Consider the following 22,086-nt stretch of genomic DNA (forward strand, 5'->3'; position numbering starts at 1 on the left):
CAGTGCGTTCACGGGCGAAACCCGACACCCCGGGTAGAGTCCGCAGGCGTGCACCTCAAGGCCCTGACGCTCCGCGGTTTCAAGTCGTTCGCCTCCGCCACCACGCTGCGGTTCGAACCCGGGATCACCTGCGTCGTCGGCCCCAACGGCTCCGGCAAGTCCAATGTCGTGGACGCGCTCTCCTGGGTCATGGGCGAACAGGGGGCCAAGTCGCTGCGCGGCGGCAAGATGGAGGACGTCATCTTCGCCGGCACGACGGGGCGGCCCCCGCTCGGCCGCGCGGAGGTCTCGCTGACCATCGACAACTCCGACGGCGCGCTCCCCATCGACTACGCCGAGGTCACCCTCACCCGGATCATGTTCCGCGGCGGCAGCAGCGAGTACCAGATCAACGGCGACACCTGCCGGCTGCTCGACATCCAGGACCTGCTCTCCGACTCCGGCATCGGCCGCGAGATGCACGTCATCGTCGGCCAGGGCCAGCTCGACTCCGTCCTGCACGCCGACCCCATGGGCCGGCGCGCCTTCATCGAAGAGGCCGCGGGCGTCCTCAAACACCGCAAGCGCAAGGAGAAGGCGCTGCGGAAACTGGACGCGATGCAGGCCAACCTCGCCCGCGTCCAGGACCTCACCGACGAACTGCGCCGCCAGCTCAAGCCGCTCGGCCGGCAGGCCGCCGTCGCCCGCCGGGCCGCCGTCATCCAGGCCGACCTGCGCGACGCGCGGCTGCGGCTGCTCTCCGACGACCTCGTCCGCCTCAAGGAGGCACTGAACGCCGAGGTCGCCGACGAGGCCGCGCTGCTCGCCCGCAAGGAGTCCACCGAGGGCCGGCTGAAGGCGGCGCAGGCCGCGGAGGCCGCGCTGGAGGACGAGGTGCGCCGCCTCGCGCCCCGGCTCCAGCGCGCCCAGCAGAGCTGGTACGCGCTCGCGCAGCTGGCCGAACGGGTACGCGGCACCGTCTCGCTCGCCGACGCCCGCGTGACCAGCGCGACCGCCCGGCCCGAGGAGGAACGGCGCGGGCGCGACCCGGAGGACCTGGAGCGCGAGGCCGCCCGGGTCCGCGAACAGGAGGCCGAACTGACGGCCGCTCTGGAGGCCGCCGAGCGGGCCCTGGAGGACACCGTCGCCCACCGCGCCGAACTGGAACGCGCCCTCGCCGTCGAGGAGCGGCGCCTCAAGGACGTGGCCCGGGCCCTCGCCGACCGCCGCGAGGGCCTGGCCCGGCTGCACGGGCAGGTCAACGCGGCCCGCTCCCGCGCCGCCTCCGCCCAGGCCGAGATCGACCGGCTCGCCGCCGCCCGCGACGAGGCGCGGGACCGGGCGGTCGCCGCGCAGGAGGAGTACGAGCAGCTGAAGGCCGAGGTGGACGGCCTCGACGCCGGCGACACGGAGCTGGGGGAGCGGTACGAGGCCGCCCGCCGGGAGCTCGCCGACGCGGAGTCCGCCCTCGCCGCCGCCCGCGAGGCCGCCGGCACCGCCGAACGCGCCCGCGCCGCGGCGGGCGCCCGCCGCGACGCCCTCGCCCTCGGACTGCGCCGCAAGGACGGCACGGGCGCGCTCCTCGCCGCCGGGCTCACCGGCCTGCTCGGCCCCGCGGCGGAACTGCTCACCGTCACGCCCGGATACGAGGTCCCGGTCGCCGCCGCCCTGGGCGCCGCCGCCGACGCCCTCGCCGTCACCGGCCCGACCACCGCCGCCGAAGCCCTCCGCCTGCTCCGCAAACAGGACGCGGGCCGAGCCTCACTGCTGCTCGCGGGCGCCGGGGACCCGGCCGCCCCGCCCCACCCCGCCCCGCCGCCGGCCGGCGCGGTGCCCGCCGCCCCGCTCGTCTCCGGTCCCGCAGACCTCCTCGGGGCCGTGCGCCGGCTGCTCCGGGACGTCGTCGTGGTGGACGGGCTCGACGAAGCCGTCGAGGTCGTGCGGGCCCGGCCGGGGCTCACGGCGGTCACCGTCGAAGGGGACCTGCTCGGGGCGCACTTCGCGCAGGGCGGCGCCGCGGGTGCGCCCAGCCTGCTCGAAGTGCGGGCCTCCGTCGACGAGGCGGCGGCCGAGCTGGCCGAACTGGACGTGCGCTGCGAGGAGCTGGCGGCCGGGCAGGAGGCCGCCGCCGAGCGTCGGCGCGCGGTCGCCCGGCTGGTCGAGGAGCTGGGCGAGCGGCGCCGGGCCGCCGACCGGGAGAAGTCGTCCGTCGCCCAGCAGCTCGGGCGGCTCGCCGGACAGGCCAGGGGCGCCGCAGGGGAGGCCGAGCGGACCGCCGCGGCCGCCGCGCGGGCGGCGGAGGCCCTGGAGACGGCGCTGGCCGAGGCGGAGGAGCTGGCCGAACGGCTGCTCGTCGCCGAGGAGGCGTCCCTCGGGGACGGAGCGGACGAGGAGCCGGACGGGGCGGTCCGCGACCGGCTCGCCATCGACGGCTCCAACGCGCGCCAGACCGAGATGGAGGCCCGCCTCCAGGTCCGTACCCACGAGGAGCGGGTCAAGGGCCTGGCCGGACGGGCCGACTCCCTGGACCGGGCCGCCCGCGCCGAGCGCGAGGCCCGGACCCGCGCCGAGCAGCGCAGGGCGCGGCTGCGCCACGAGGCGGAGGTCGCCGAGGCCGTGGCCTCCGGCGCCCGTCAGCTGCTCGCCCATGTGGAGGTCTCGTTGGTGCGCGCCGAGCGGGAGCGGGCCCTGGCGGAGGCCGCGAAGGGCGCCCGCGAGCAGAGTCTCGCGGCGGCACGTACCCGTGGCCGTGAGCTGAAGGCGGAGCTCGACAAGCTCACCGACTCCGTCCACCGCGGCGAGGTCCTGGGCGCCGAGAAGCGGCTGCGGATCGAGCAGCTGGAGAGCCGTTCGCTGGAGGAGCTGGGGGTGGAGCCGGCCGCGCTGGTCGACGAGTACGGCCCGCACCGGCCCGTACCGCCGTCGCCGCCGGCCGAGGGCGAGGAGCTGCCGGAGGACCCGGAGCATCCGCGCAACCAGCCGCGCCCCTTCGTCCGTTCGGAGCAGGAGAAGCGGCTGAAGGCCGCCGAACGGGCGTATCAGCAGCTCGGCAAGGTCAATCCGCTCGCCCTGGAGGAGTTCGCGGCCCTGGAGGAGCGCCACCAGTTCCTCTCCGAGCAGCTGGAGGACCTGAAGAAGACCCGGGCCGATCTCCTTCAGGTCGTGAAGGAGGTGGACCTGCGGGTCGAGCAGGTCTTCACCGAGGCGTACCGGGACACGGCCCGCGAGTTCGAGGGGGTGTTCTCCCGGCTCTTCCCGGGCGGCGAGGGCCGGCTGGTGCTCACCGACCCGGACGACATGCTCCGTACCGGCATCGACGTGGAGGCCCGTCCGCCGGGCAAGAAGGTCAAGCGGCTCTCGCTGCTCTCCGGTGGCGAGCGTTCGCTGACGGCCGTGGCGCTGCTCGTCTCCATCTTCAAGGCCAGGCCCAGCCCGTTCTATGTGATGGACGAGGTCGAGGCGGCGCTGGACGACACCAACCTCCAGCGGCTGATCCGGATCATGGAGGAACTCCAGGAGTCCTCGCAGCTGATCGTCATCACCCATCAGAAGCGCACGATGGAGGTCGCCGACGCGCTGTACGGCGTGTCGATGCAGGGCGACGGCGTCTCGAAGGTGATCAGCCAGCGGCTGCGGTGAGCGAGCTCTGTGTTTAGAACTTGAAGGCAGGACACATTGAGGTGCCTATTAAGTCACACGACATCGAGTATTGACTTCGAAACATGAAGGCATAGTCTCTGACGCGTTGCTTCTACCTTCAAGTGGTCGGCGCCGTGAAGTTGTGCCCCACTTGAAGGGCTCGCCCCCCACCGCACCGGCGACGCTGCCGGGGCCCCGAGGAGTCCTTGTGACCAGCACCGCGCAGGCGCCCACGCCGCCGCCGTCCGAAGGGCGTTCGGCCCATCCGGACCACATCGGACACGTCATCTTCATCTCGGCCTCGGCCGCGATGGGCGGGTTCCTCTTCGGTTACGACAGCTCCGTCATCAACGGCGCCGTAGAGGCCATCCGCGACCGGTACGACATCGGCTCCGCCGCCCTGGCCCAGGTCATCGCCATCGCGCTGATCGGCTGCGCCATCGGCGCCGCCACCGCCGGCCGGATCGCCGACCGCATCGGCCGCATCCGCTGCATGCAGATCTCCGCCGCGCTCTTCTCCGTCAGCGCCGTCGGCTCGGCGCTGCCCTTCGCCCTGTGGGACCTGGCCTTCTGGCGCATCGTCGGCGGCTTCGCCATCGGCATGGCCTCGGTGATCGGCCCGGCCTACATCGCGGAGGTCGCCCCCGCCGCGTACCGCGGCCGCCTCGGCTCTTTCCAGCAGGCCGCGATCGTCATCGGCATCGCCATCTCCCAGCTGGTCAACTACGGCATCCTCCAGCTGGCCGACGGCGACCAGCGCGGCAAGATCGGCGGCCTGGAGGCCTGGCAGTGGATGCTCGGCGTGATGGTCGTGCCGGCGCTCCTCTACGGCCTGCTCTCCTTCGCGATCCCCGAGTCCCCGCGCTTCCTCATCTCCGTCGGCCGCGTCGACCGCGCCAAGGAGGTGCTCGCCGAGGTCGAGGGCCACGGCGTCGACCTGGACCACCGGGTCGCCGAGATCGACCAGGCCATGCGCAGCGAGCACAAGTCCACCTTCAAGGACCTGATGGTGGCCGGCCGCAAGTTCAAGCTGCTGCCGATCGTCTGGGTCGGCATCGGGCTCTCCGTCTTCCAGCAGCTCGTCGGCATCAACGTCGCCTTCTACTACTCGGCGACGCTGTGGCAGTCCGTCGGCATCGACCCGTCGAGTTCGTTCTTCTACTCGTTCACCACGTCGATCATCAACATCATCGGCACCGTGATCGCGATGGTCCTGGTCGACCGGGTGGGCCGCAAGCCGCTCGCCCTCGTCGGTTCCGTCGGCATGGCCATCGCGCTCGCCTTCGAGGCCTGGGCCTTCTCCGCCGACCTCGTCGACGGCAAGCTGCCCACCACCCAGGGCGTCGTGGCGCTCGTCGCCGCCCACGTCTTCGTCCTCTTCTTCGCCCTCTCGTGGGGCGTGGTCGTGTGGGTCTTCCTCGGCGAGATGTTCCCGAACCGGATCCGCGCCGCCGCCCTCGGCGTCGCCGCCTCCGCCCAGTGGATCGCCAACTGGGCCATCACGGCCAGCTTCCCGTCCCTCGCGGACTGGAACCTCTCCGGCACCTACATCATCTACACGGTCTTCGCCGTGCTCTCGATCCCCTTCGTGCTCAGGTACGTCAAGGAGACCAAGGGCAAGGCGTTGGAGGAGATGGGCTAAACCCCGCTGCCCCTCTCCTCACACACGAGACTGCCCCGGCCCAAGGCATCCGCGCCTTGAGCCGGGGCAGTTCGCGATGCCTGAGCCGGGGCGGTTCGCCGTGCCTGAGCCTGGGCGGTTCGCCCTTGCCCGAGCGGGGCGGTCCGCTATCCCTTGAGCCGGGGCAGTACGGCGTCACAGAACAGGCGCACGCTCCGCCAGCCCTCCTCGACCGGCATCCCGCCGCACAGCGGATGCAGCACCAGGCTGTCGAGCTCCCGCCCGAGCGCCACGCACTCCTCGGGCGTCACCACCCGGTAGACCCCCTCCGCGCGCAGCTCCGCCACGCTCCCCGCGCCCGAGCGGACGGCCGAGCGGATGTCCTTCGACTGCCAGGAGGCGTAGGTGCGGGCCTCGTGCAGGAAGTGCTCCCCGAACTCCGCCCAGGTCCGGTCCGGGTCCTCCGACACGTGCAGCAGCGGGGTCTCGCGGGCCGGCATCATCGTCCAGCCCTCCGTGCCGTGCGCGGCGCACTGCTCCTGGTAGTACGTCTCCAGCTCGGGCAGGTGCGCGCTCGGGAAGAAGGGCAGCCCCAGCCGGGCCGCCCGCCGGGCCGCCGCCTTCGACGAGCCGCCGACCAGGAGCAGCGGGTGCGGCTGGGTGAAGGGCCGGGGCGTGATCCGTACCGTACGGCCCTGGTACGTGAAGGGCTCGCCCGACCAGGCCGTGAGCAGGGTCTCCAGGAGCAGGTCCTGGAGCTTGCCGCGGCGGCCCCAGTCGACCCCGCGCTCCTCGTACTCCTCGGGCCGGTAGCCGATCCCGGCGACGGTCACCAGCCGGCCCGCGCTCAGCAGGTCCAGGACGGCGATCTCCTCCGCGAGGCGCAGCGGGTCGTGCAGCGGGCCGATGATCGCGGAGACGGTGACCGCGATCCGCCGGGTGGCGCCGAAGACGGCCCCGGCGAAGGCGAAGGGGGAGGGGAGCCAGTTGTTGACGGCCCCGTGGTGCTCCTCGGTCTGCACGGTGTCGACGCCGTGCGCGTCGGCGTGGGCGGCCATCTCGACGGCCGCCCGGTAGCGGGCCGAGAGGGAGGCCGGGTCCGCGTGCGGATCGACGAGGTTGAACCGTACGACGGTGAACGGCATGGGAAGTCCCCCTCCACGGGTGCGTCGGAGGGGGACGGTATCTGACGTTGCGTCAGATGGAAACGGTCGCGCGCGTCCCGTCGGATTCCTCACCGGACTCGGCGGACGCGGCGGGCTCACCCGGCTCGCCCGGCTCGACGGCCGGCCGTGCCGCCCGGTCGCGGGGGAGCACCGCGTACAGCACGCCCGCCACCACGATCGTCGCCGCCCAGCCCAGGCCGTTCCGCCCGATCCAGGACGAGGCCAGCGGGCCGGAGAACCAGTCGACCTTGGTGAACAGCAGGCCCACCACCAGCGCCACGCCCCACGCGGCCATCGCCTGCCAGGCGAAGCCGCCCCGGTACCAGTACGCGCTGGTCCGGGTGGTGTCCATCAGCGCCTCGGCGTCGTACGTCCGGCGGCGCAGCATGTCCACGCCGAAGACGCCGATCCACGCCGAGAACGCGACCGCGAGCAGGGTCAGGAAGGAGATGAACGAGCCGATGAAGCTGGTCGCCACCACCATCAGGAGGAAGCCGAAGATGAGGCTGATCACCGCGTTCACGCTGACCGCCGCCGCCCGCGGCACCTTGATGCCCAGGGTCTGCGCGGTGAACCCGGCCGAGTACATCGACATCGAGTTGATCAGCAGCATCCCGATCAGGGCGATCAGCAGGTACGGCACCGAGATCCAGGTGGGCAGCAGCTCGCCGATGAAGGAGACCGGGTCCTGCGCCGAGGCCAGGTCCGGCGTCGAGACCGCCATGACCGCGCCCATCAGGACCATCGGCAGCACCACGATGCCCGCACCGCCGACCGTCGTGCCGACCAGGCCCTTGGAGGAGGCGCCGCGCGGCAGATAGCGGGTGAAGTCGGGGCCGGACGGCACCCAGCTGATGCCGCCCGCCGCGATGGTGCCGACTCCGGCCACCAGCATCGCCGTCGAACCGGCCGGCTTCGCGAAGACCGCGGACCAGTCCGTGTTCGCCACCAGGTAGCCGAGGACCAGGACGGAGAAGGCGCCGAACAGGTACGTCGACCACTTGCTGCACACCCGCAGCGCGTTGATGCCGAGCCCGGAGACCAGGAAGGTGCACGACACGAAGAGCAGCAGCGTCACCACGATGAGCGCCGTGTTGGACTTCACACCGAAGAGCAGGTCGAGCACGGTCAGCACCGCGTAGGCGCCGGTGACCGCGTTGATGGTCTCCCAGCCCCAGCGGGCCACCCAGATCAGCGCGCCCGGGAACAGGTTCCCGCGCTGCCCGAAGACCGCGCGCGACAGCGCCATGCCGGGCGCCCCGCCGCGCTTGCCCGCGATCGAGATCAGTCCGACGATCCCGTACGACAGGACCGGCGCGGCCACCGCGACGAACAGCACCTGCCAGAAGTTCAGGCCGTTGAAGACGATCAGGCCGGCGCCCATGGTGAGCAGCAGCACACTGATGTTGGCGGCTACCCAGGTGGGGAAGAGCTCACGGACCCGGCCGGTCCGCTCGGCGTCGGGGACGGGTTCGAGGCCGCGGCTCTCCAGCGTGCCGCCGCTCGGCGCGCCTTCGGTCTCGGAGGCGTGGGGCATGGGGGTACTCCGTACAAATGTGGGGGGACCCACCCAGACTACGTGCTCCTCGAACAGTCCTCCCGTGGCCGATACTGGACGGGTTATGGAACTCATCCTTGCTGTAGTCATCGCTCTGGTCGTCGCGGTCGCCGTGACCAGCGGACTCGTGATCAGCGGTCGCAAGAAGAAGCAGCTGCCGCCCGCCGAGCCGCCGTCCACCACGCCGACCATCACCGCTCCGCCCGCCGAACCGCACGTCGGCGACGAGGCGGAGACGCCGCGGGAAGAACCACGCCGCACCGTCGAAGAGGTCACCCTCCCCGCCCCCGAGGCCCCCGCCCCGGTCGAGGAGCCGGTCGCCGAGGTCCCCGCGATCGAGGTGCCCGAGCCGACCGCCGGCCGCCTCGTGCGGCTCCGGGCCCGGCTCGCCCGCTCCCAGAACTCGCTCGGCAAGGGGCTGCTCACGCTCCTGTCCCGCGAGCACCTCGACGAGGACACCTGGGAGGAGATCGAGGAGACCCTCCTCACCGCCGACGTCGGCGTCGCCCCCACCCAGGAGCTGGTCGAGCGCCTGCGCGACCGGGTCAAGGTGCTCGGCACCCGCACCCCCGAGGAGCTGCGCGCTCTGCTCCGCGAGGAGCTCGTCGCCCTCCTCGGCGCCGACCTCGACCGCTCGGTGAAGACCGAGAGCCCCGAGGACGTCCCGGGCGTCGTGATGGTCGTCGGGGTCAACGGCACCGGCAAGACCACCACCACCGGCAAGCTGGCCCGGGTGCTCGTCGCCGACGGCAAGTCCGTCGTCCTCGGCGCCGCCGACACCTTCCGCGCCGCCGCCGCCGACCAGCTCCAGACCTGGGGCGAGCGTGTCGGCGCCCGCACCGTGCGCGGCCCGGAGGGCGGCGACCCGGCGTCGATCGCCTACGACGCGGTCAAGGAGGGCATCGCCGAGAAGGCGGACGTCGTCCTCATCGACACCGCCGGCCGGCTGCACACCAAGACCGGCCTCATGGACGAGCTCGGCAAGGTCAAGCGGGTCGTCGAGAAGCACGGCCCGCTCGACGAGATCCTGCTCGTCCTCGACGCCACCACCGGCCAGAACGGTCTGATCCAGGCCCGCGTCTTCGCCGAGGTCGTCGACATCACCGGCATCGTCCTCACCAAGCTGGACGGCACCGCCAAGGGCGGCATCGTCGTCGCCGTCCAGCGCGAGCTGGGCGTCCCGGTCAAGCTGATCGGCCTGGGCGAGGGCCCGGACGACCTCGCCCCGTTCGAGCCCGGCGCGTTCGTGGACGCGCTGATCGGGGACTGATCCGCCACCCGCGTACGACGAAGGCCCCCGCCGGATGCGGCGGGGGCCTTCGTCGTACGTCCCGGGGGAGGGAGGGGCGCGGGGAGGTCTCCCTCAGAAGTGCGTCCGGTGGCAGATGTACGCCAGCGTGCCGAGCAGCAGCCGGGCCTGCGGCGGCGCTCCCGCCGTGTCCAGCGTCGGCGGGCGCAGCCAGCGCACCGGGCCGAGGCCGCCCAGGTCCGAGGGCGGGGCGGTGACGTGGGCGCCCGCGCCCAGGCAGTGGAGGTCCAGGTCGGCGTCGTCCCAGCCCATCCGGTAGAGCAGCTGCGGCAGCTCGGCGGCGGCGCCCGGGGCCACGAAGAATTGCGCCCGGCCGGTCGGGGTGGCGCTCACCGGGCCCAGGGGCAGCCCCATGCGCTCCAGCCGGACGAGGGCTCTGCGGCCCGCCGCCTCCGCGACCTCGATGACGTCGAAGGCCCGGCCGACCGGCAGCAGCAGGGCCGCCCCCGGGTAGTCGGACCAGGCCTTGGTCGCGTCGTCGAGGCCCGCGCCGGCCGGGACCGGCTCGGCGAACGAGAGCGGATGCGCCCCCGGCGCCGTACAGCCGAGGTCGCCGCAGGAGCAGCGGCCCGCGACCGCCCTCGCTCCCGGGACCACGTCCCAGCCCCACAGTCCGGTGTACTCGGCCACCGCTGTGCACTCCGTGGTGCGTAGGCGGCGGCGTGAGCCGGACCGCAATTCACGAATGCCGCCGATCGTGAAGCCCATGCCCCCTCCAACGGGTCGGACGCGCCGGTGGTTACGGACCGGGGAGCCACCGTCACGCTCCGCCGCCCCGAGGGGCGCGCGGTGACGCGGGGGGTGGTGCGGACCGCTGCGCGCGCCTCTCCGCGCATCGGTCCACTGACCCTGCTCCGTCGCATGTCAAGTGAATCGCGTTCCGTGCGGGGGGAGTTCATTCGAAGGGGTGGCGAATGGTGGCGTTTCTTGAATCGCCATGCCGGGGCGGTGATCGTAGGATTACCTTCGGTACACGAACCCGGGGCGGATCGCACGCACGGGTATGCCGGAGGCAAGCCGGTTTTCCGTTCGAAGGAGTACAAACACCGGACGGGAACCGTGAAACACGGCATTCTGGCAGGGGTTCGCAGGACGGCATTCAGGTGGATGGGGGCGTTCCAGTGGGCGGCAACGGCGCAGAGGGTTCGACTGCCGGCAAGCGCCCGAACGAACAGCTGAGTTCGTGGTTCGTGCGCAGCGGCTGGTCGAAGGGCGAACTGGCGCGCCAAGTGAACCGCCGGGCACGCCAGATGGGCGCGCACCACATCTCCACCGACACCTCGCGGGTGCGCCGCTGGCTCGACGGCGAGCAGCCCCGCGAACCCATCCCGCGCATCCTCTCCGAGCTGTTCTCCGAGCGCTTCGGCTCCGTCGTCGCCGTCGAGGACCTCGGGCTGCGCACCGCCCACCAGTCGCCGTCCGTCTCCGGCGTCGACCTGCCCTGGGCGGGCCCCCAGACCGTCGTGCTGCTCAGCGAGTTCTCCCGCAGCGACCTGATGCTCGCCCGCCGGGGCTTCCTCGGCTCCTCCCTCTCGCTCGCCGCGGGACCCACCCTCATCGAGCCGATGCAGCGCTGGCTGGTGCCCACCCCCGCCGGCGAGCCCCTGCCCGGACCGGGCCCCGACGAGCGCCGCGCCCACCGGCTCTCCCCGGTCGAGCTCGACCTGCTGGAGTCCACCACCGCGATGTTCCGCCAGTGGGACGCCCAGTGCGGCGGAGGACTGCGCCGCAAGGCGGTCGTCGGACAGCTCCACGAGGTCACCGACCTGCTCCAGGAACCGCAGCCCGCCGCCACCGCCCAGCGCCTCTTCAAGTGCGCGGCCGAACTGGCCGAGCTGGCCGGCTGGATGAGCTACGACGTGGGCCTCCAGCCCACCGCCCAGAAGTACTTCGTGCTCGCCCTGCACGCGGCGAAGGAAGCCGGCGACAAGCCCCTCGGCTCGTACATCCTCTCCTCCATGAGCCGCCAGATGATCCACCTCGGCCGGCCCGACGACGCCCTCGAACTCATCCACCTCGCCCAGTACGGCAGTCGGGACTGCGCCACCCCGCGCACCCAGGCCATGCTGTATGCGATGGAGGCCCGCGCCTACGCCAACATGGGCCAGCCCTCCAAGTGCAAGCGGGCCGTGCGGATGGCCGAGGACACCTTCTCCGACGTCGGTCTCGACGGCGAGCCCGAGCCCGACTGGATCCGCTTCTTCTCCGAGGCCGAGCTCAACGGCGAGAACTCGCACTCCTACCGCGACCTGGCCTACGTCGCGGGCCGCTCCCCGACCTACGCCTCGCTCGCCGAGCCCGTCATGGAGCGCGCCGTCGAACTCTTCGAGAAGGACCCCGAGCACCAGCGCAGCTACGCCCTCAACCTCATCGGCATGGCCACCGTCCACCTCCTCAAGCGGGAGCCCGAGCAGTCGGTCGTCCTCGCCGAGAAGGCCCTCGGCGTCGCCCGCAAGGTCCGCTCCGAGCGGGTCAACAACCGGCTCCGCAAGACCGTCGACACCGCCGCCCGCGACTTCGGCCACCTCGCCGAGGTCGTCCACCTCACCGACCGGCTCACCGCCCTGCTCCCCGAGGCCGCCGAGGCGGTCTGAGCCCCACCGCCGGACCCACCCCGGCCCCACCGCAGGACCCCACCGACCCCGGCCGCGCCGGCCGTCCCGTAACGCCCGACTCGGCTCCCCCGCCGCAAGGACACACGGACGCCGGCGCGGCCGGCTCCTTTGTGCGCGGCTCCCGCGGCGCTCCCGGTCCCGCGCGGAGGGTACGCCCGTAACCGGACCGTGACCCCCGCGTTCACGGTCGCGTAACACGCCCCGCCCCTTCGTCACTGCGGCGAAACATCGAGCGGCATCGGCGGAAACCGGCCTGCGCGAATCTCTGGCGCATAACCGGCCACCCCTCACGGCCAAGCCGCTCCGGCCCCGCCCCGCACAGGCCGCCCCGACGACGAGGAGACGCCGATGGCAGCAGCCATCACGACCCTGGCAGCAGACGCGCCCGCGCTGTCCGCCGCCAACACCGGGTTCATGCTCATCTGCTCCGCCCTGGTCATGCTGATGACCCCGGCTCTCGCCTTCTTCTACGGAGGCATGGTCCGCGTCAAGTCCACCCTCAACATGCTGATGATGAGCTTCATCAGCCTCGGGATCGTCACGATCCTGTGGGTGCTCTACGGCTTCAGCATCGCCTTCGGCACCGACTCCGCCTCGCTCTTCGGCTGGTCCTCCGACTACGTCGGCCTCAGCGGCATCGGCATCACCGAACTGTGGGACGGCTACACCATCCCGGTGTACGTCTTCGCCGTCTTCCAGCTCATGTTCGCGATCATCACCCCGGCCCTCATCAGCGGCGCCCTCGCCGACCGCGTCAAGTTCTCCGCCTGGGCCCTCTTCATCACCCTCTGGGTCACCCTCGTCTACTTCCCCGTCGCCCACTGGGTCTGGGGCACCGGCGGCTGGCTCTTCGAGATGGGCGTCATCGACTTCGCCGGCGGCACCGCCGTCCACATCAACGCCGGCGCCGCGGCCCTCGGCGTCATCCTCGTCATCGGCAAGCGCGTCGGCTTCAAGAAGGACCCGATGCGCCCGCACAGCCTCCCGCTGGTCATGCTCGGCGCCGGTCTCCTCTGGTTCGGCTGGTTCGGCTTCAACGCCGGCTCCTGGCTCGGCAACGACGACGGCGTCGGCGCGGTCATGTTCGTCAACACCCAGGTCGCCACCGCCGCCGCCATGCTCGCCTGGCTCCTCTACGAGAAGCTGCGCCACGGCTCCTTCACCACCCTCGGCGCCGCCTCCGGCGCGGTCGCCGGCCTCGTCGCCATCACCCCCTCCGGCGGCTCCTGCTCCCCGCTCGGCGCGATCGCCATCGGCGCCGTCGCCGGTCTGCTCTGCGCCATGGCCGTCGGCCTCAAGTACAAGTTCGGCTACGACGACTCCCTCGACGTCGTCGGCGTCCACCTCGTCGGCGGGGTCGTCGGCTCCCTCCTCGTCGGCTTCTTCGCCACCGGCGGCGTCCAGTCCGACGCCAAGGGCCTCTTCTACGGCGGCGGCCTCGACCAGCTCGGCAAGCAGGCCATCGGCGTCTTCTCCGTCCTCGCCTACTCTCTGATCGCCTCCGCGATCCTCGCCCTGATCATCGACAGGACGATGGGGATGCGGGTCGCCGAGGACGACGAGATCTCCGGCATCGACCAGGTCGAGCACGCGGAGACCGCGTACGACTTCAGCGGAGCGGGTGGCGGCAGCTCCGCGCGCAGCACCGCCGTGGCCGCCCCGACGGAGAACAAGAAGGTGGACGCATGAAGCTCATCACCGCGGTCGTGAAGCCGCACCGGCTCGACGAGATCAAGGACGCCCTCCAGGCCTTCGGCGTCCACGGCCTCACCGTCACCGAGGCCAGCGGATACGGCCGCCAGCGCGGCCACACCGAGGTCTACCGGGGCGCCGAGTACACCGTCGACCTCGTCCCCAAGATCCGCATCGAGGTCCTGGTCGAGGACGAGGACGCCGAACAGCTCATCGACGTCGTCGTGAAGGCCGCCCGCACCGGCAAGATCGGTGACGGGAAGGTGTGGAGCGTCCCGGTCGAGACCGCCGTACGGGTCCGCACCGGCGAACGCGGTCCGGACGCCCTGTAGAGCCGTACGCCACCTGACAAGGAGCCGCCGGGTGACCAGCCTCGACGCGCACACGGAATCCGACGACACGGGACCCAGCGGCTACGCGGCGGCCCGGCTGCGCCTTCTCACCGAGAAGGCGCGGTCCGGGCCGCCGCGCCGTGCCGAACTCTCCCGTCTCACCGACGGCTGGCTGGCCGGCCTCCTCGACGCCGGACTCGCCGCCGCCGGACGCCCGCCACGAGGGGTGGCGCTCGTCGCCGTCGGCGGCTACGGACGGGGCGAACTCTCCCCCCGCAGCGACCTCGACCTGGTGCTCCTGCACGACGGCTCCGCCGACCCGGGCGTCGTCGCCGCCCTCGCCGACCGCGTCTGGTACCCGGTCTGGGACCTCGGCCTCGCCCTCGACCACTCCGTCCGCACCCCCGCCGAGGCCCGCAGGGCCGCCGCCGAGGACCTCAAGGTCCAGCTCGGCCTCCTCGACGCCCGGCCCGTCGCGGGCGACGCCGGCCTCGTCACCGCCCTGCGCACCACCGTCCTCGCCGACTGGCGCAACCAGGCCACCCGGCGGCTCCCCGAGCTCGACGCCCTGTGCCGGGAGCGCGCCGAACGCAGCGGCGAACTCCAGTACCTCCTCGAACCCGACCTCAAGGAGGCCCGCGGCGGACTGCGCGACGCCCAGGCCCTGCGCGCCGTCGCCGCCTCCTGGCTCGCCGACGCGCCCCGCGAAGGACTCGACGAGGCCCGCCGCCGCCTCCTCGACGCCCGCGACGCCCTCCACCTCGCCACCGGCCGGGCCACCGACCGCCTCACCCTCCAGGAGCAGGACGCCGTCGCCGCCGAACTCGGCCTCCTCGACGCCGACACCCTGCTGCGCGAGGTGTACGAGGCCGCCCGGACCGTCTCGTACGCCTCCGACGTCACCTGGCGCGAGGTCAACCGGGTCCTCAAGGCCCGCGCCGGGCGGCCCCGGCTGCGCGGCCTCCTCGGCGGACGCGGCGGCCGGGCGGGCGCCGGACGCCCCGGCGGGGCGAAACCGCCCGCCGAACGCACCCCGCTCGCCGAGGGAGTCGTCGAGATGGACGGCGAGGTCGTCCTCGCCCTCGGCGCCCTCCCTCAAGGTCTCGGCCCCGCTCGATCAGGGGGCACCCCCGTCGAACGCGACCCCGTCCTGCCGCTTCGGGCCGCGGCCGCCGCCGCCCAGGCCGGCCTCCCGCTCTCCCCGCACGCCGTACGCCGCCTCGCCGCCTCCGCCAAGGCCCTGCCCACGCCCTGGCCCGCCGAGGCCCGCGAGGAACTCGTCACCCTCCTCGGCGCGGGCGAATCCACCGTCCCCGTCTGGGAGGCCCTGGAAGCCGAAGGGCTGGTCACCCGGATGCTGCCCGACTGGGAACGCGTCCGCTGCCGCCCCCAGCGCAACCCCGTCCACACCTGGACCGTCGACCGGCACCTCGTCGAGACCGCCGTGCGCGCCGCCTCCCTCACCCGCAACGTCCACCGGCCCGACCTGCTCCTCGTCGCCGCCCTCCTCCACGACATCGGCAAGGGCTGGCCAGGCGACCACTCCGTCGCCGGCGAGACCATCGCCCGCGACGTCGCCGCCCGGATCGGCTTCGACAGCGCCGACGTCGGCGTCATCGCCACCGTCGTCCGCCACCACCTGCTCCTCGTCGAGACCGCCACCCGGCGCGACCTCGACGACCCCGCCACCGTCCAGGCCGTCGCCACCGCCGTCGGCACCCTCGGCGCCCTGGAACTCCTGCACGCCCTCACCGAGGCCGACGCCCTGGCCACCGGGCCCGCCGCCTGGTCCACCTGGCGCGCCTCTCTGGTGGCCGATCTCGTCAAACGCGTCGCCGGGGTGCTCGCGGGGGAGGAGCCGCCCGACCCGGAGGCCGCCGCGCCCAGCGCCGAACAGGAACGGCTCGCCATCGAGGCGCTGCGCACCGGCGAACCCGTCCTCGCCCTGCACACCGAACCCGTCGTCGCCGGCCCCGGGGAACCCGAACCGGTCGGCGTCGAACTCCTCGTCGCCCTGACCGAGCGGCCCGGCGTGCTGCCCGCCCTCGCCGGCGTCCTCGCCCTGCACCGGCTCACCGTCCGCACCGCCGAACTGCGCGCCGTCGCCCTGCCGGCCGAGCTCGGCAAGGGACCCGTCCTCGTCCTCGACTGGCGGGTCGCCGCCGCGTACGGCTCGCTGCCCGAGGCCCACCGGCTCCGCGCCGACCTCGTCCGCGCCCTGGACGGCTCCCTCGACATCCCCGCCCGGCTCGCCGAACGCGACGCCGCCCAACCGCGCCGCCGCGGGGTCACCGCGCCGCCGCCCCGGGTCACCGTGGCCGCCGCCGGCTCCCGGCTCGCCACCGTCCTGGAGGTCCGCGCCCAGGACGCCCCCGGACTGCTGCACCGCATCGGCCGGGCCCTGGAAGGCGCCGAGGTCCGGGTCCGCAGCGCCCATGTGTCGACCCTGGGCGCCAACGCGGTCGACACCCTCTACGTGACCAGGCCGGACGGCACCCTGCTCTCCTCGGAGGAGGCCGCGGGGCTCGCGAAGACGCTGGAGGAGGCCCTGCGCTGAACGCGCCGCCGGGGTGCCCCGGCCCGGCCCCCGACCCGGCCCCCGACCGGTACGGGGCAGGGCACCCCTGACGCCCGTGTCCTCGGGACGGATACCCTGGGGGGACTGCCCACCCCGACCCGAGGAATCGCGACCACCGTGTTCGATACGCTTTCCGACCGCCTCAGCGCGACTTTCAAGTCCCTCCGGGGTAAAGGCCGCCTCTCCGAGCAGGACATCGACAGCGCGGCCCGGGAAATCCGTATCGCGCTCCTCGAGGCCGATGTCGCGCTGCCCGTCGTCCGCGCGTTCATCAAGAACGTCAAGGAGCGGGCCGCCGGTGCCGAGGTCTCCAAGGCGCTGAACCCCTCGCAGCAGGTCATCAAGATCGTCAACGAGGAGCTGGTCGGCATCCTCGGCGGCGAGACCCGCCGCCTGCGGTTCGCCAAGACGGCGCCCACCGTGATCATGCTCGCCGGTCTGCAGGGTGCCGGTAAGACCACCCTCGCCGGAAAGCTGGGCCTCTGGCTCAAGGGCCAGGGCCACTCCCCGCTGCTCGTCGCCTGTGACCTCCAGCGCCCCAACGCCGTCACCCAGCTCTCCGTGGTCGCCGACCGCGCGGGCGTGGCCTTCTACGGCCCGCAGCCGGGCAACGGCGTGGGCGACCCGGTCCAGGTCGCCAAGGACTCCATCGAGTACGCGCGCGGCAAGCAGTACGACATCGTCATCGTCGACACCGCCGGCCGCCTCGGCATCGACCAGGAGCTGATGCGGCAGGCCGCGGACATCCGCGACGCCGTCAGCCCCGACGAGATCCTCTTCGTCGTCGACGCCATGATCGGTCAGGACGCCGTCAACACCGCGGAGGCCTTCCGCGACGGCGTCGGCTTCGACGGCGTGGTGCTCTCCAAGCTGGACGGCGACGCCCGCGGTGGTGCCGCGCTCTCCATCGCGCACGTCACCGGCAAGCAGATCATGTTCGCCTCCAACGGCGAGAAGCTGGACGACTTCGACGCGTTCCACCCGGACCGCATGGCGTCCCGCATCCTCGGGATGGGCGACATCATGTCGCTCATCGAGAAGGCCGAGCAGACCTTCAGCCAGGAAGAGGCCGCCAAGATGGCCTCCAAGCTGGCGTCCAAGAAGGGCCAGGAGTTCACGCTCGACGACTTCATGGCGCAGATGGAGCAGGTCCGCAAGATGGGCTCCATCTCCAAGCTGCTCGGCATGCTCCCCGGCATGGGCCAGATGAAGGAGCAGATCGCCAACATCGACGAGCGCGAGGTCGACCGCGTCGGCGCCATCATCAAGTCGATGACCCCGGCCGAGCGCCAGGACCCGACGATCATCAACGGCTCCCGCCGCGCTCGTATCGCCAAGGGTTCCGGCGTCGAGGTCAGCGCGGTCAAGGGCCTGGTCGAGCGGTTCTTCGAGGCCCGCAAGATGATGTCCCGCATGGCCCAGGGCGGCGGCATGCCGGGCATGCCCGGGATGCCCGGCATGGGTGGCGGCCCCGGCCGGCAGAAGAAGCAGGTCAAGCAGGCCAAGGGCAAGCGCAAGAGCGGCAACCCGATGAAGCGGAAGGCCGACGAGCAGGCCGCCGCGGAGCGCCGCGAGCAGGCGCAGGCCGGCGGCGCCTTCGGGCTGCCGGCGGCGGGCGAGGGCCCGGGCGAGTTCGAGCTGCCCGACGAGTTCAAGAAGTTCATGGGCTGACCCGGGCCGGTTCCCGGGGCGAAGCCCGAAGGAGAGGGGCCCGTGGCGGTGCGAAACCGCCACGGGCCCCTTTTCACTCCCGCGAACCGCCCGTAATGCCGGGAATGTCCCGCTCTTCGATACTGGGGCCACTGCCGCCCCGAGGAGAGCCCGTGGCCAACCCCGTACCCCCGCGCGACCGGACCGACCAGCCCTGGCGCTCGGAAGGGGCCCCACCGCCCCCGCCGCCCAAGCGGAGGATGCCCGGCGGCTGGGGCAGCCTCATCCTCACCGCGCTCGCCGTCTACCTGATCGCCAACCTCGTGCTCGGCTTCTTCAACGAGGGCGACGGGCCGACCATCCCGTACACCGAGTTCGACAAGCAGGTCGCGGCCGGCAACGTCACCAAGATCTACTCCAAGGGCGACGCCATCCAGGGGCAGCTGAAGAACAAGCAGCCCGTCCCCGACGGCGACGGCGACTACAGCAAGTTCCAGACCCAGCGCCCCGCCTTCGCCGACGACGACCTGTGGGCCCAGCTCACCAAGCAGAACGTCATCGTCACCGCCAAGCCCGTCGTCGCGGAGCGCAGCTTCCTCGCCAACCTGCTCATCTCGCTCGCCCCCATGCTGCTGCTCGTCGCCCTGTGGGTGTTCATCGCCCGCCGGATGAGCGCCGGCATGGGCGGCGCCGGCGGCATGCTCGGCCGCAAGGCACCGCCCAAGCCCGTCGAGCTGGACGGCGGCAAGCGCACCACCTTCGCCGACGTCGCCGGCATCGACGAGGTCGAGGGCGAGCTCAACGACGTCGTCGACTTCCTCAGGAACCCCGACGCCTACCGCGCGATGGGCGCCAAGATGCCCCGCGGCGTGCTGCTCGCCGGACCGCCCGGAACCGGCAAGACCCTTCTCGCCCGGGCCGTCGCGGGCGAGGCGGGCGTGCCCTTCTTCTCCGCCTCCGCCTCCGAGTTCATCGAGATGATCGTGGGCGTCGGCGCCTCCCGCGTCCGCGAACTCTTCTCCGAGGCCCGCAAGGTCGCCCCCGCGATCATCTTCATCGACGAGATCGACACCATCGGCCGGGCCCGCGGCGGCGGCGCCGGCATGGGCGGCCACGACGAGCGCGAGCAGACCCTCAACCAGATCCTCACCGAGATGGACGGCTTCACCGGCTCCGAGGGCGTCATCGTGATCGCCGCCACCAACCGGTCCGACGTCCTCGACCCCGCCCTCACCCGCCCCGGCCGCTTCGACCGGATCGTGCACGTCAACCCGCCCGACCGCGGCGGCCGCGAGGCCATCCTCAAGATCCACACCCGCGAGATCCCGCTCGACCGGAACGTCGACCTGGAACACGTCGCCAAGACCACCCCCGGCATGACCGGCGCCGAACTCGCCAACCTCGCCAACGAGGCCGCGCTGCTCGCCGTCAAACGCCAGCAGAAGTCCGTCACCCAGTCCGACCTCTCCGACGCCCTGGAGAAGGTCCAGCTCGGCGCCGAACGCCCGCTCGTCATGGCCGACGAGGACCGCCGCCGCACCGCGTACCACGAGAGCGGCCACGCCCTGCTCGGCATGCTCCAGCCCGGCGCCGACCCCGTCCGCAAGATCACCATCGTGCCGCGCGGCCGAGCCCTCGGCGTCACCCTGTCCACGCCCGAAGCCGACCGGTACGCCTACACCGAGGAGTACCTGCGTGGCCGGATCATCGGCGCACTCGGCGGCATGGCGGCCGAACAGGTCGTGTTCGGCGTCATCACCACCGGCGCCGAGAGCGACCTGGAACAGGTCACGGGCATCGCCCGCGGGATGGCCGGCCGCTGGGGCATGAGCGAACGCGTCGGCCGCCTCACCGCCATCCCCGGCGACGCCCAGCAGGCCTACGGACTCTCCGCCGCCCCCGCCACCCTCGACACCGTCGACGCGGAGATGCGCCGCATCGTCGACGAGTGCTACGAGAGCGCCCTGCGCCAGCTCCAGGAACACCGCGACAAGCTGGACGCCCTCGCCGAGGCGCTCCTCGCCAACGAGACCCTGGAGGAGGAGGCGGCCTACCGGGCGGCCGGGATCCCGCGGCTGCGGAAGGAGTAGCCGGGGCGCGGGAGCATTCCGCTGGAGGGCTTCTACGACGGCTGGACGATCACGTACGGGGTCCACGGCGCCCGCGCGATCCCGTACGGCACGTCTCACGGCACCCCGGCGGACGCCCTACGGCACCCGCGCGATCACGTACCGGAAGACGTTCGGCATCCACACCGTGCCGTCCGCGCGGGCGTACGGCTCCAGCGCCTCCAGGAGCTCCTTCTCCACCTGGTGCGGATCCGTCGCCCGCACCGCCGCGTCGAAGTCGCCCGTCGAGAGCAGCCCCCGCACCGCGCTGTCCGCGTCCGCGTAGCCGAACGGGCAGGACACCCGGCCCGAACCCGCCGCGCGCAGCCCGGCCCCCGCCAGGACCTCCTCCAGGTCGTCGCGCTCCGCCGGACGCCAGCCGGTCAGCCGCGCCGCGACCCGCAGCACCGAGGCCGTCGCGCAGCGCTCCGGCGGGCCCCAGCCCGCCACCACGACCGCCGCGCCCGGCTGGGCCAGGGGAGTGAACCCGGCCGCCCGGGCCGTGATCGGGCCCGTCCCGTGGAAGGCGGTGACGACGTCGTACGGGGCGCCCTCCGGCGGCCCCGCCGGGCTCACCGTGCCCTCCGGCAGCCGCTCCCTCGCCAGCGCCAGGCGCGCGAGGTCCTCGTCCACCCCGGCCACCCGCGCGCCCCGCGCCGCCGCCATCAGGAGCGCGAGGCCGGAGCCGCAGCCCAGGCCGAGCACCGAGGACCGGGCGCCCACGCCGAGCCGGTCGTACACCGCCTCGTAGAGGGGCACGAGCATCCGTTCCTGGATCTCGGCCCAGTCGCGCGCGGGGTGGTGCGGGACGAGCGTAGGTGTCATGGAAAGCGCCCCAATCGGTGCCTGGACGACAACCCCCCGTAGTCAGGGAACTGCGCATCCCGGCCCGCGTCCAGTGCTCGCGCCGTACGACTTCCGGACAGCGGGAGCGGTGCTTTCGCGACGGCTCAGGGGCGGTGCCCGACTTCGGGCAGGAGCCCGGTACTGTCCCTCCCACCGGCCCCCGGCGCGTGTGCCGACACCGTGCGCCGGGGCGTATGCGCCGCTACGCACCGGCTTGACGGGCAACCAGGGCAACTGACGGGTACGTGCAAAATATTTGGGATGCCCCGGAATGGAACCCGGAGGCGATCCGGCTCGTTGTACCCGACGTGAGCACGACACCCCCTGTTCTCGCCGCAGAGCTGGCACAGGCGTGGGCCGACATTCAGCGGTACCACCCCGAGCTGCCCGATCTTGCCGCGCCCGAGTCCCTGATCGGAGAGTCGTCGTCCGCCTGTGGCGCCGAACTCTCCTTCGAGCGGCTGCTCCACGAGGCAGTCCACGGCATCGCCGCCGCCCGAGGAGTGCGCGACACCTCCCGGGCCGGCCGCTATCACAACCGCAGATTCCTCGCGATCGCCGAGGAACTGGGCCTCGACCACCCCGAGGAGCCACACGCCAGCAGCGGCTTCTCGCTGGTCACGCTGAACGCGGAGGCCAGGCGCCGCTACCGGCCCACCATCGAGCGGCTCCAGCGCGCGCTCAAGGCCCACACGGTCGCGACCGCCGCCGACACCAAGCGCTCCTTCCGCGGACCGGCCGCCCGGCACGGCTCCTCGGGTGGCGGCGTGCGGGTCAAGGCCGTCTGCGACTGCGGGCGCAACGTACGCGTGGTCCCGTCCGTGCTCGCCCAGGCGCCGATCGTCTGCGGCGGCTGCGGCAAGCCGTTCCGCATCCCGGAGGCCGTGGGCGCCGCCAGCTGACCTCGGCGGGTGTGGCACAATGGCTAGCTGTACTCGACAGTCGCATAGGACCCCTCTCTCCTCCGGCTGACGCGTCCTTCGGGCCCCTCGG

At 72.7% G+C, this 22,086-nt stretch carries 14 protein-coding genes; 10 read left to right on the forward strand and 4 right to left on the reverse strand.

Annotated elements, in window-relative coordinates; genetic code table 11:
- Positions 1-48: 48 nt before the first annotated feature.
- The gene (smc, locus tag ACZ3ZE_RS30180; RefSeq protein WP_467261469.1) at positions 49-3,618 is read left to right on the forward strand and encodes a chromosome segregation protein SMC; all 3,570 of its coding nucleotides are present in this window, start codon (positions 49-51) and stop codon (positions 3,616-3,618) included.
- A gap of 208 nt (positions 3,619-3,826) precedes the next feature.
- Positions 3,827-5,260 carry a sugar porter family MFS transporter gene (locus ACZ3ZE_RS30185; RefSeq protein WP_361177646.1) on the forward strand — a complete coding sequence of 478 codons (1,434 nt, stop codon included), beginning with the start codon at positions 3,827-3,829 and terminating at the stop codon, positions 5,258-5,260.
- Positions 5,261-5,406: 146 nt separating this feature from the next.
- Here ACZ3ZE_RS30185 and ACZ3ZE_RS30190 read toward each other — a convergent pair whose 3' ends face one another.
- Positions 5,407-6,384 carry an LLM class flavin-dependent oxidoreductase gene (locus tag ACZ3ZE_RS30190; protein ID WP_361177644.1) on the reverse strand — a complete coding sequence of 326 codons (978 nt, stop codon included), beginning with the start codon at positions 6,382-6,384 and terminating at the stop codon, positions 5,407-5,409.
- A gap of 52 nt (positions 6,385-6,436) precedes the next feature.
- On the reverse strand, positions 6,437-7,942 hold the full coding sequence (locus ACZ3ZE_RS30195; RefSeq protein ID WP_361177642.1) for a cytosine permease: 1,506 nt from the start codon (positions 7,940-7,942) through the stop codon (positions 6,437-6,439).
- A gap of 85 nt (positions 7,943-8,027) precedes the next feature.
- Here ACZ3ZE_RS30195 and ftsY point away from each other — a divergent pair, with 85 nt between their 5' ends.
- Positions 8,028-9,233: a signal recognition particle-docking protein FtsY gene (ftsY, locus tag ACZ3ZE_RS30200; protein WP_361177640.1), complete on the forward strand. Its 1,206-nt coding sequence runs from the start codon at positions 8,028-8,030 to the stop codon at positions 9,231-9,233.
- A 93-nt stretch (positions 9,234-9,326) separates the two neighbouring features.
- Here the strand turns inward: ftsY and ACZ3ZE_RS30205 are convergent, their stop codons facing one another.
- Positions 9,327-9,980 (reverse strand): bifunctional DNA primase/polymerase, encoded by a 654-nt coding sequence (locus ACZ3ZE_RS30205; protein WP_361177638.1) that lies wholly within the window; start codon positions 9,978-9,980, stop codon positions 9,327-9,329.
- Between the two features lie 413 nt (positions 9,981-10,393).
- Between ACZ3ZE_RS30205 and nsdA the strand changes: the two genes are divergently transcribed.
- From nsdA to ftsH, 6 genes are all read left to right on the forward strand, one after another.
- Complete coding sequence (gene nsdA, locus ACZ3ZE_RS30210) at positions 10,394-11,866, forward strand: transcriptional repressor NsdA (protein ID WP_467261471.1); 1,473 nt, start codon at positions 10,394-10,396, stop codon at positions 11,864-11,866.
- A 369-nt stretch (positions 11,867-12,235) separates the two neighbouring features.
- Entirely contained in the window at positions 12,236-13,576 is a 1,341-nt protein-coding gene (locus tag ACZ3ZE_RS30215; RefSeq protein WP_361177634.1) for an ammonium transporter, read from the forward strand.
- Complete coding sequence (locus tag ACZ3ZE_RS30220; protein WP_329424608.1) at positions 13,573-13,911, forward strand: P-II family nitrogen regulator; 339 nt, start codon at positions 13,573-13,575, stop codon at positions 13,909-13,911. The genes ACZ3ZE_RS30215 and ACZ3ZE_RS30220 overlap by 4 nt, the downstream gene beginning before the upstream one ends.
- A 31-nt stretch (positions 13,912-13,942) precedes the next feature.
- Positions 13,943-16,468 carry a [protein-PII] uridylyltransferase gene (locus tag ACZ3ZE_RS30225; RefSeq protein ID WP_467261473.1) on the forward strand — a complete coding sequence of 842 codons (2,526 nt, stop codon included), beginning with the start codon at positions 13,943-13,945 and terminating at the stop codon, positions 16,466-16,468.
- 138 nt (positions 16,469-16,606) lie between these two features.
- Positions 16,607-18,160 (forward strand): signal recognition particle protein, encoded by a 1,554-nt coding sequence (gene ffh, locus ACZ3ZE_RS30230; RefSeq protein ID WP_361177630.1) that lies wholly within the window; start codon positions 16,607-16,609, stop codon positions 18,158-18,160.
- A 152-nt stretch (positions 18,161-18,312) separates the two neighbouring features.
- Positions 18,313-20,229, forward strand: a complete 1,917-nt coding sequence (ftsH, locus tag ACZ3ZE_RS30235; protein WP_361177628.1) for an ATP-dependent zinc metalloprotease FtsH — start codon at positions 18,313-18,315, stop codon at positions 20,227-20,229.
- A 117-nt stretch (positions 20,230-20,346) separates the two neighbouring features.
- Here ftsH and ACZ3ZE_RS30240 read toward each other — a convergent pair whose 3' ends face one another.
- Entirely contained in the window at positions 20,347-21,072 is a 726-nt protein-coding gene (locus ACZ3ZE_RS30240) for a class I SAM-dependent methyltransferase (RefSeq protein WP_467261475.1), read from the reverse strand.
- Positions 21,073-21,401: 329 nt separating this feature from the next.
- Here ACZ3ZE_RS30240 and ACZ3ZE_RS30245 point away from each other — a divergent pair, with 329 nt between their 5' ends.
- Positions 21,402-21,995, forward strand: coding sequence for a hypothetical protein (locus ACZ3ZE_RS30245; protein ID WP_351667678.1), 594 nt, complete (start codon positions 21,402-21,404; stop codon positions 21,993-21,995).
- The last annotated feature ends 91 nt before the right edge of the window (positions 21,996-22,086 follow it).

This window comes from Streptomyces sp. NPDC023157 (assembly GCF_055560575.1).

Bases quoted from the DNA above. Each gene is read 5' to 3' on its own strand.
- ACZ3ZE_RS30190 (WP_361177644.1), bottom strand. From the start codon at position 6,384: ATGCCGTTCACCGTCGTACGGTTCAACCTCGTCGATCCGCACGCGGAC.
- ACZ3ZE_RS30195 (WP_361177642.1), bottom strand. From the start codon at position 7,942: ATGCCCCACGCCTCCGAGACCGAAGGCGCGCCGAGCGGCGGCACGCTG.
- ftsY (WP_361177640.1), top strand. From the start codon at position 8,028: ATGGAACTCATCCTTGCTGTAGTCATCGCTCTGGTCGTCGCGGTCGCC.
- ACZ3ZE_RS30205 (WP_361177638.1), bottom strand. From the start codon at position 9,980: ATGGGCTTCACGATCGGCGGCATTCGTGAATTGCGGTCCGGCTCACGC.
- ACZ3ZE_RS30215 (WP_361177634.1), top strand. From the start codon at position 12,236: ATGGCAGCAGCCATCACGACCCTGGCAGCAGACGCGCCCGCGCTGTCC.
- ACZ3ZE_RS30220 (WP_329424608.1), top strand. From the start codon at position 13,573: ATGAAGCTCATCACCGCGGTCGTGAAGCCGCACCGGCTCGACGAGATC.
- ACZ3ZE_RS30240 (WP_467261475.1), bottom strand. From the start codon at position 21,072: ATGACACCTACGCTCGTCCCGCACCACCCCGCGCGCGACTGGGCCGAG.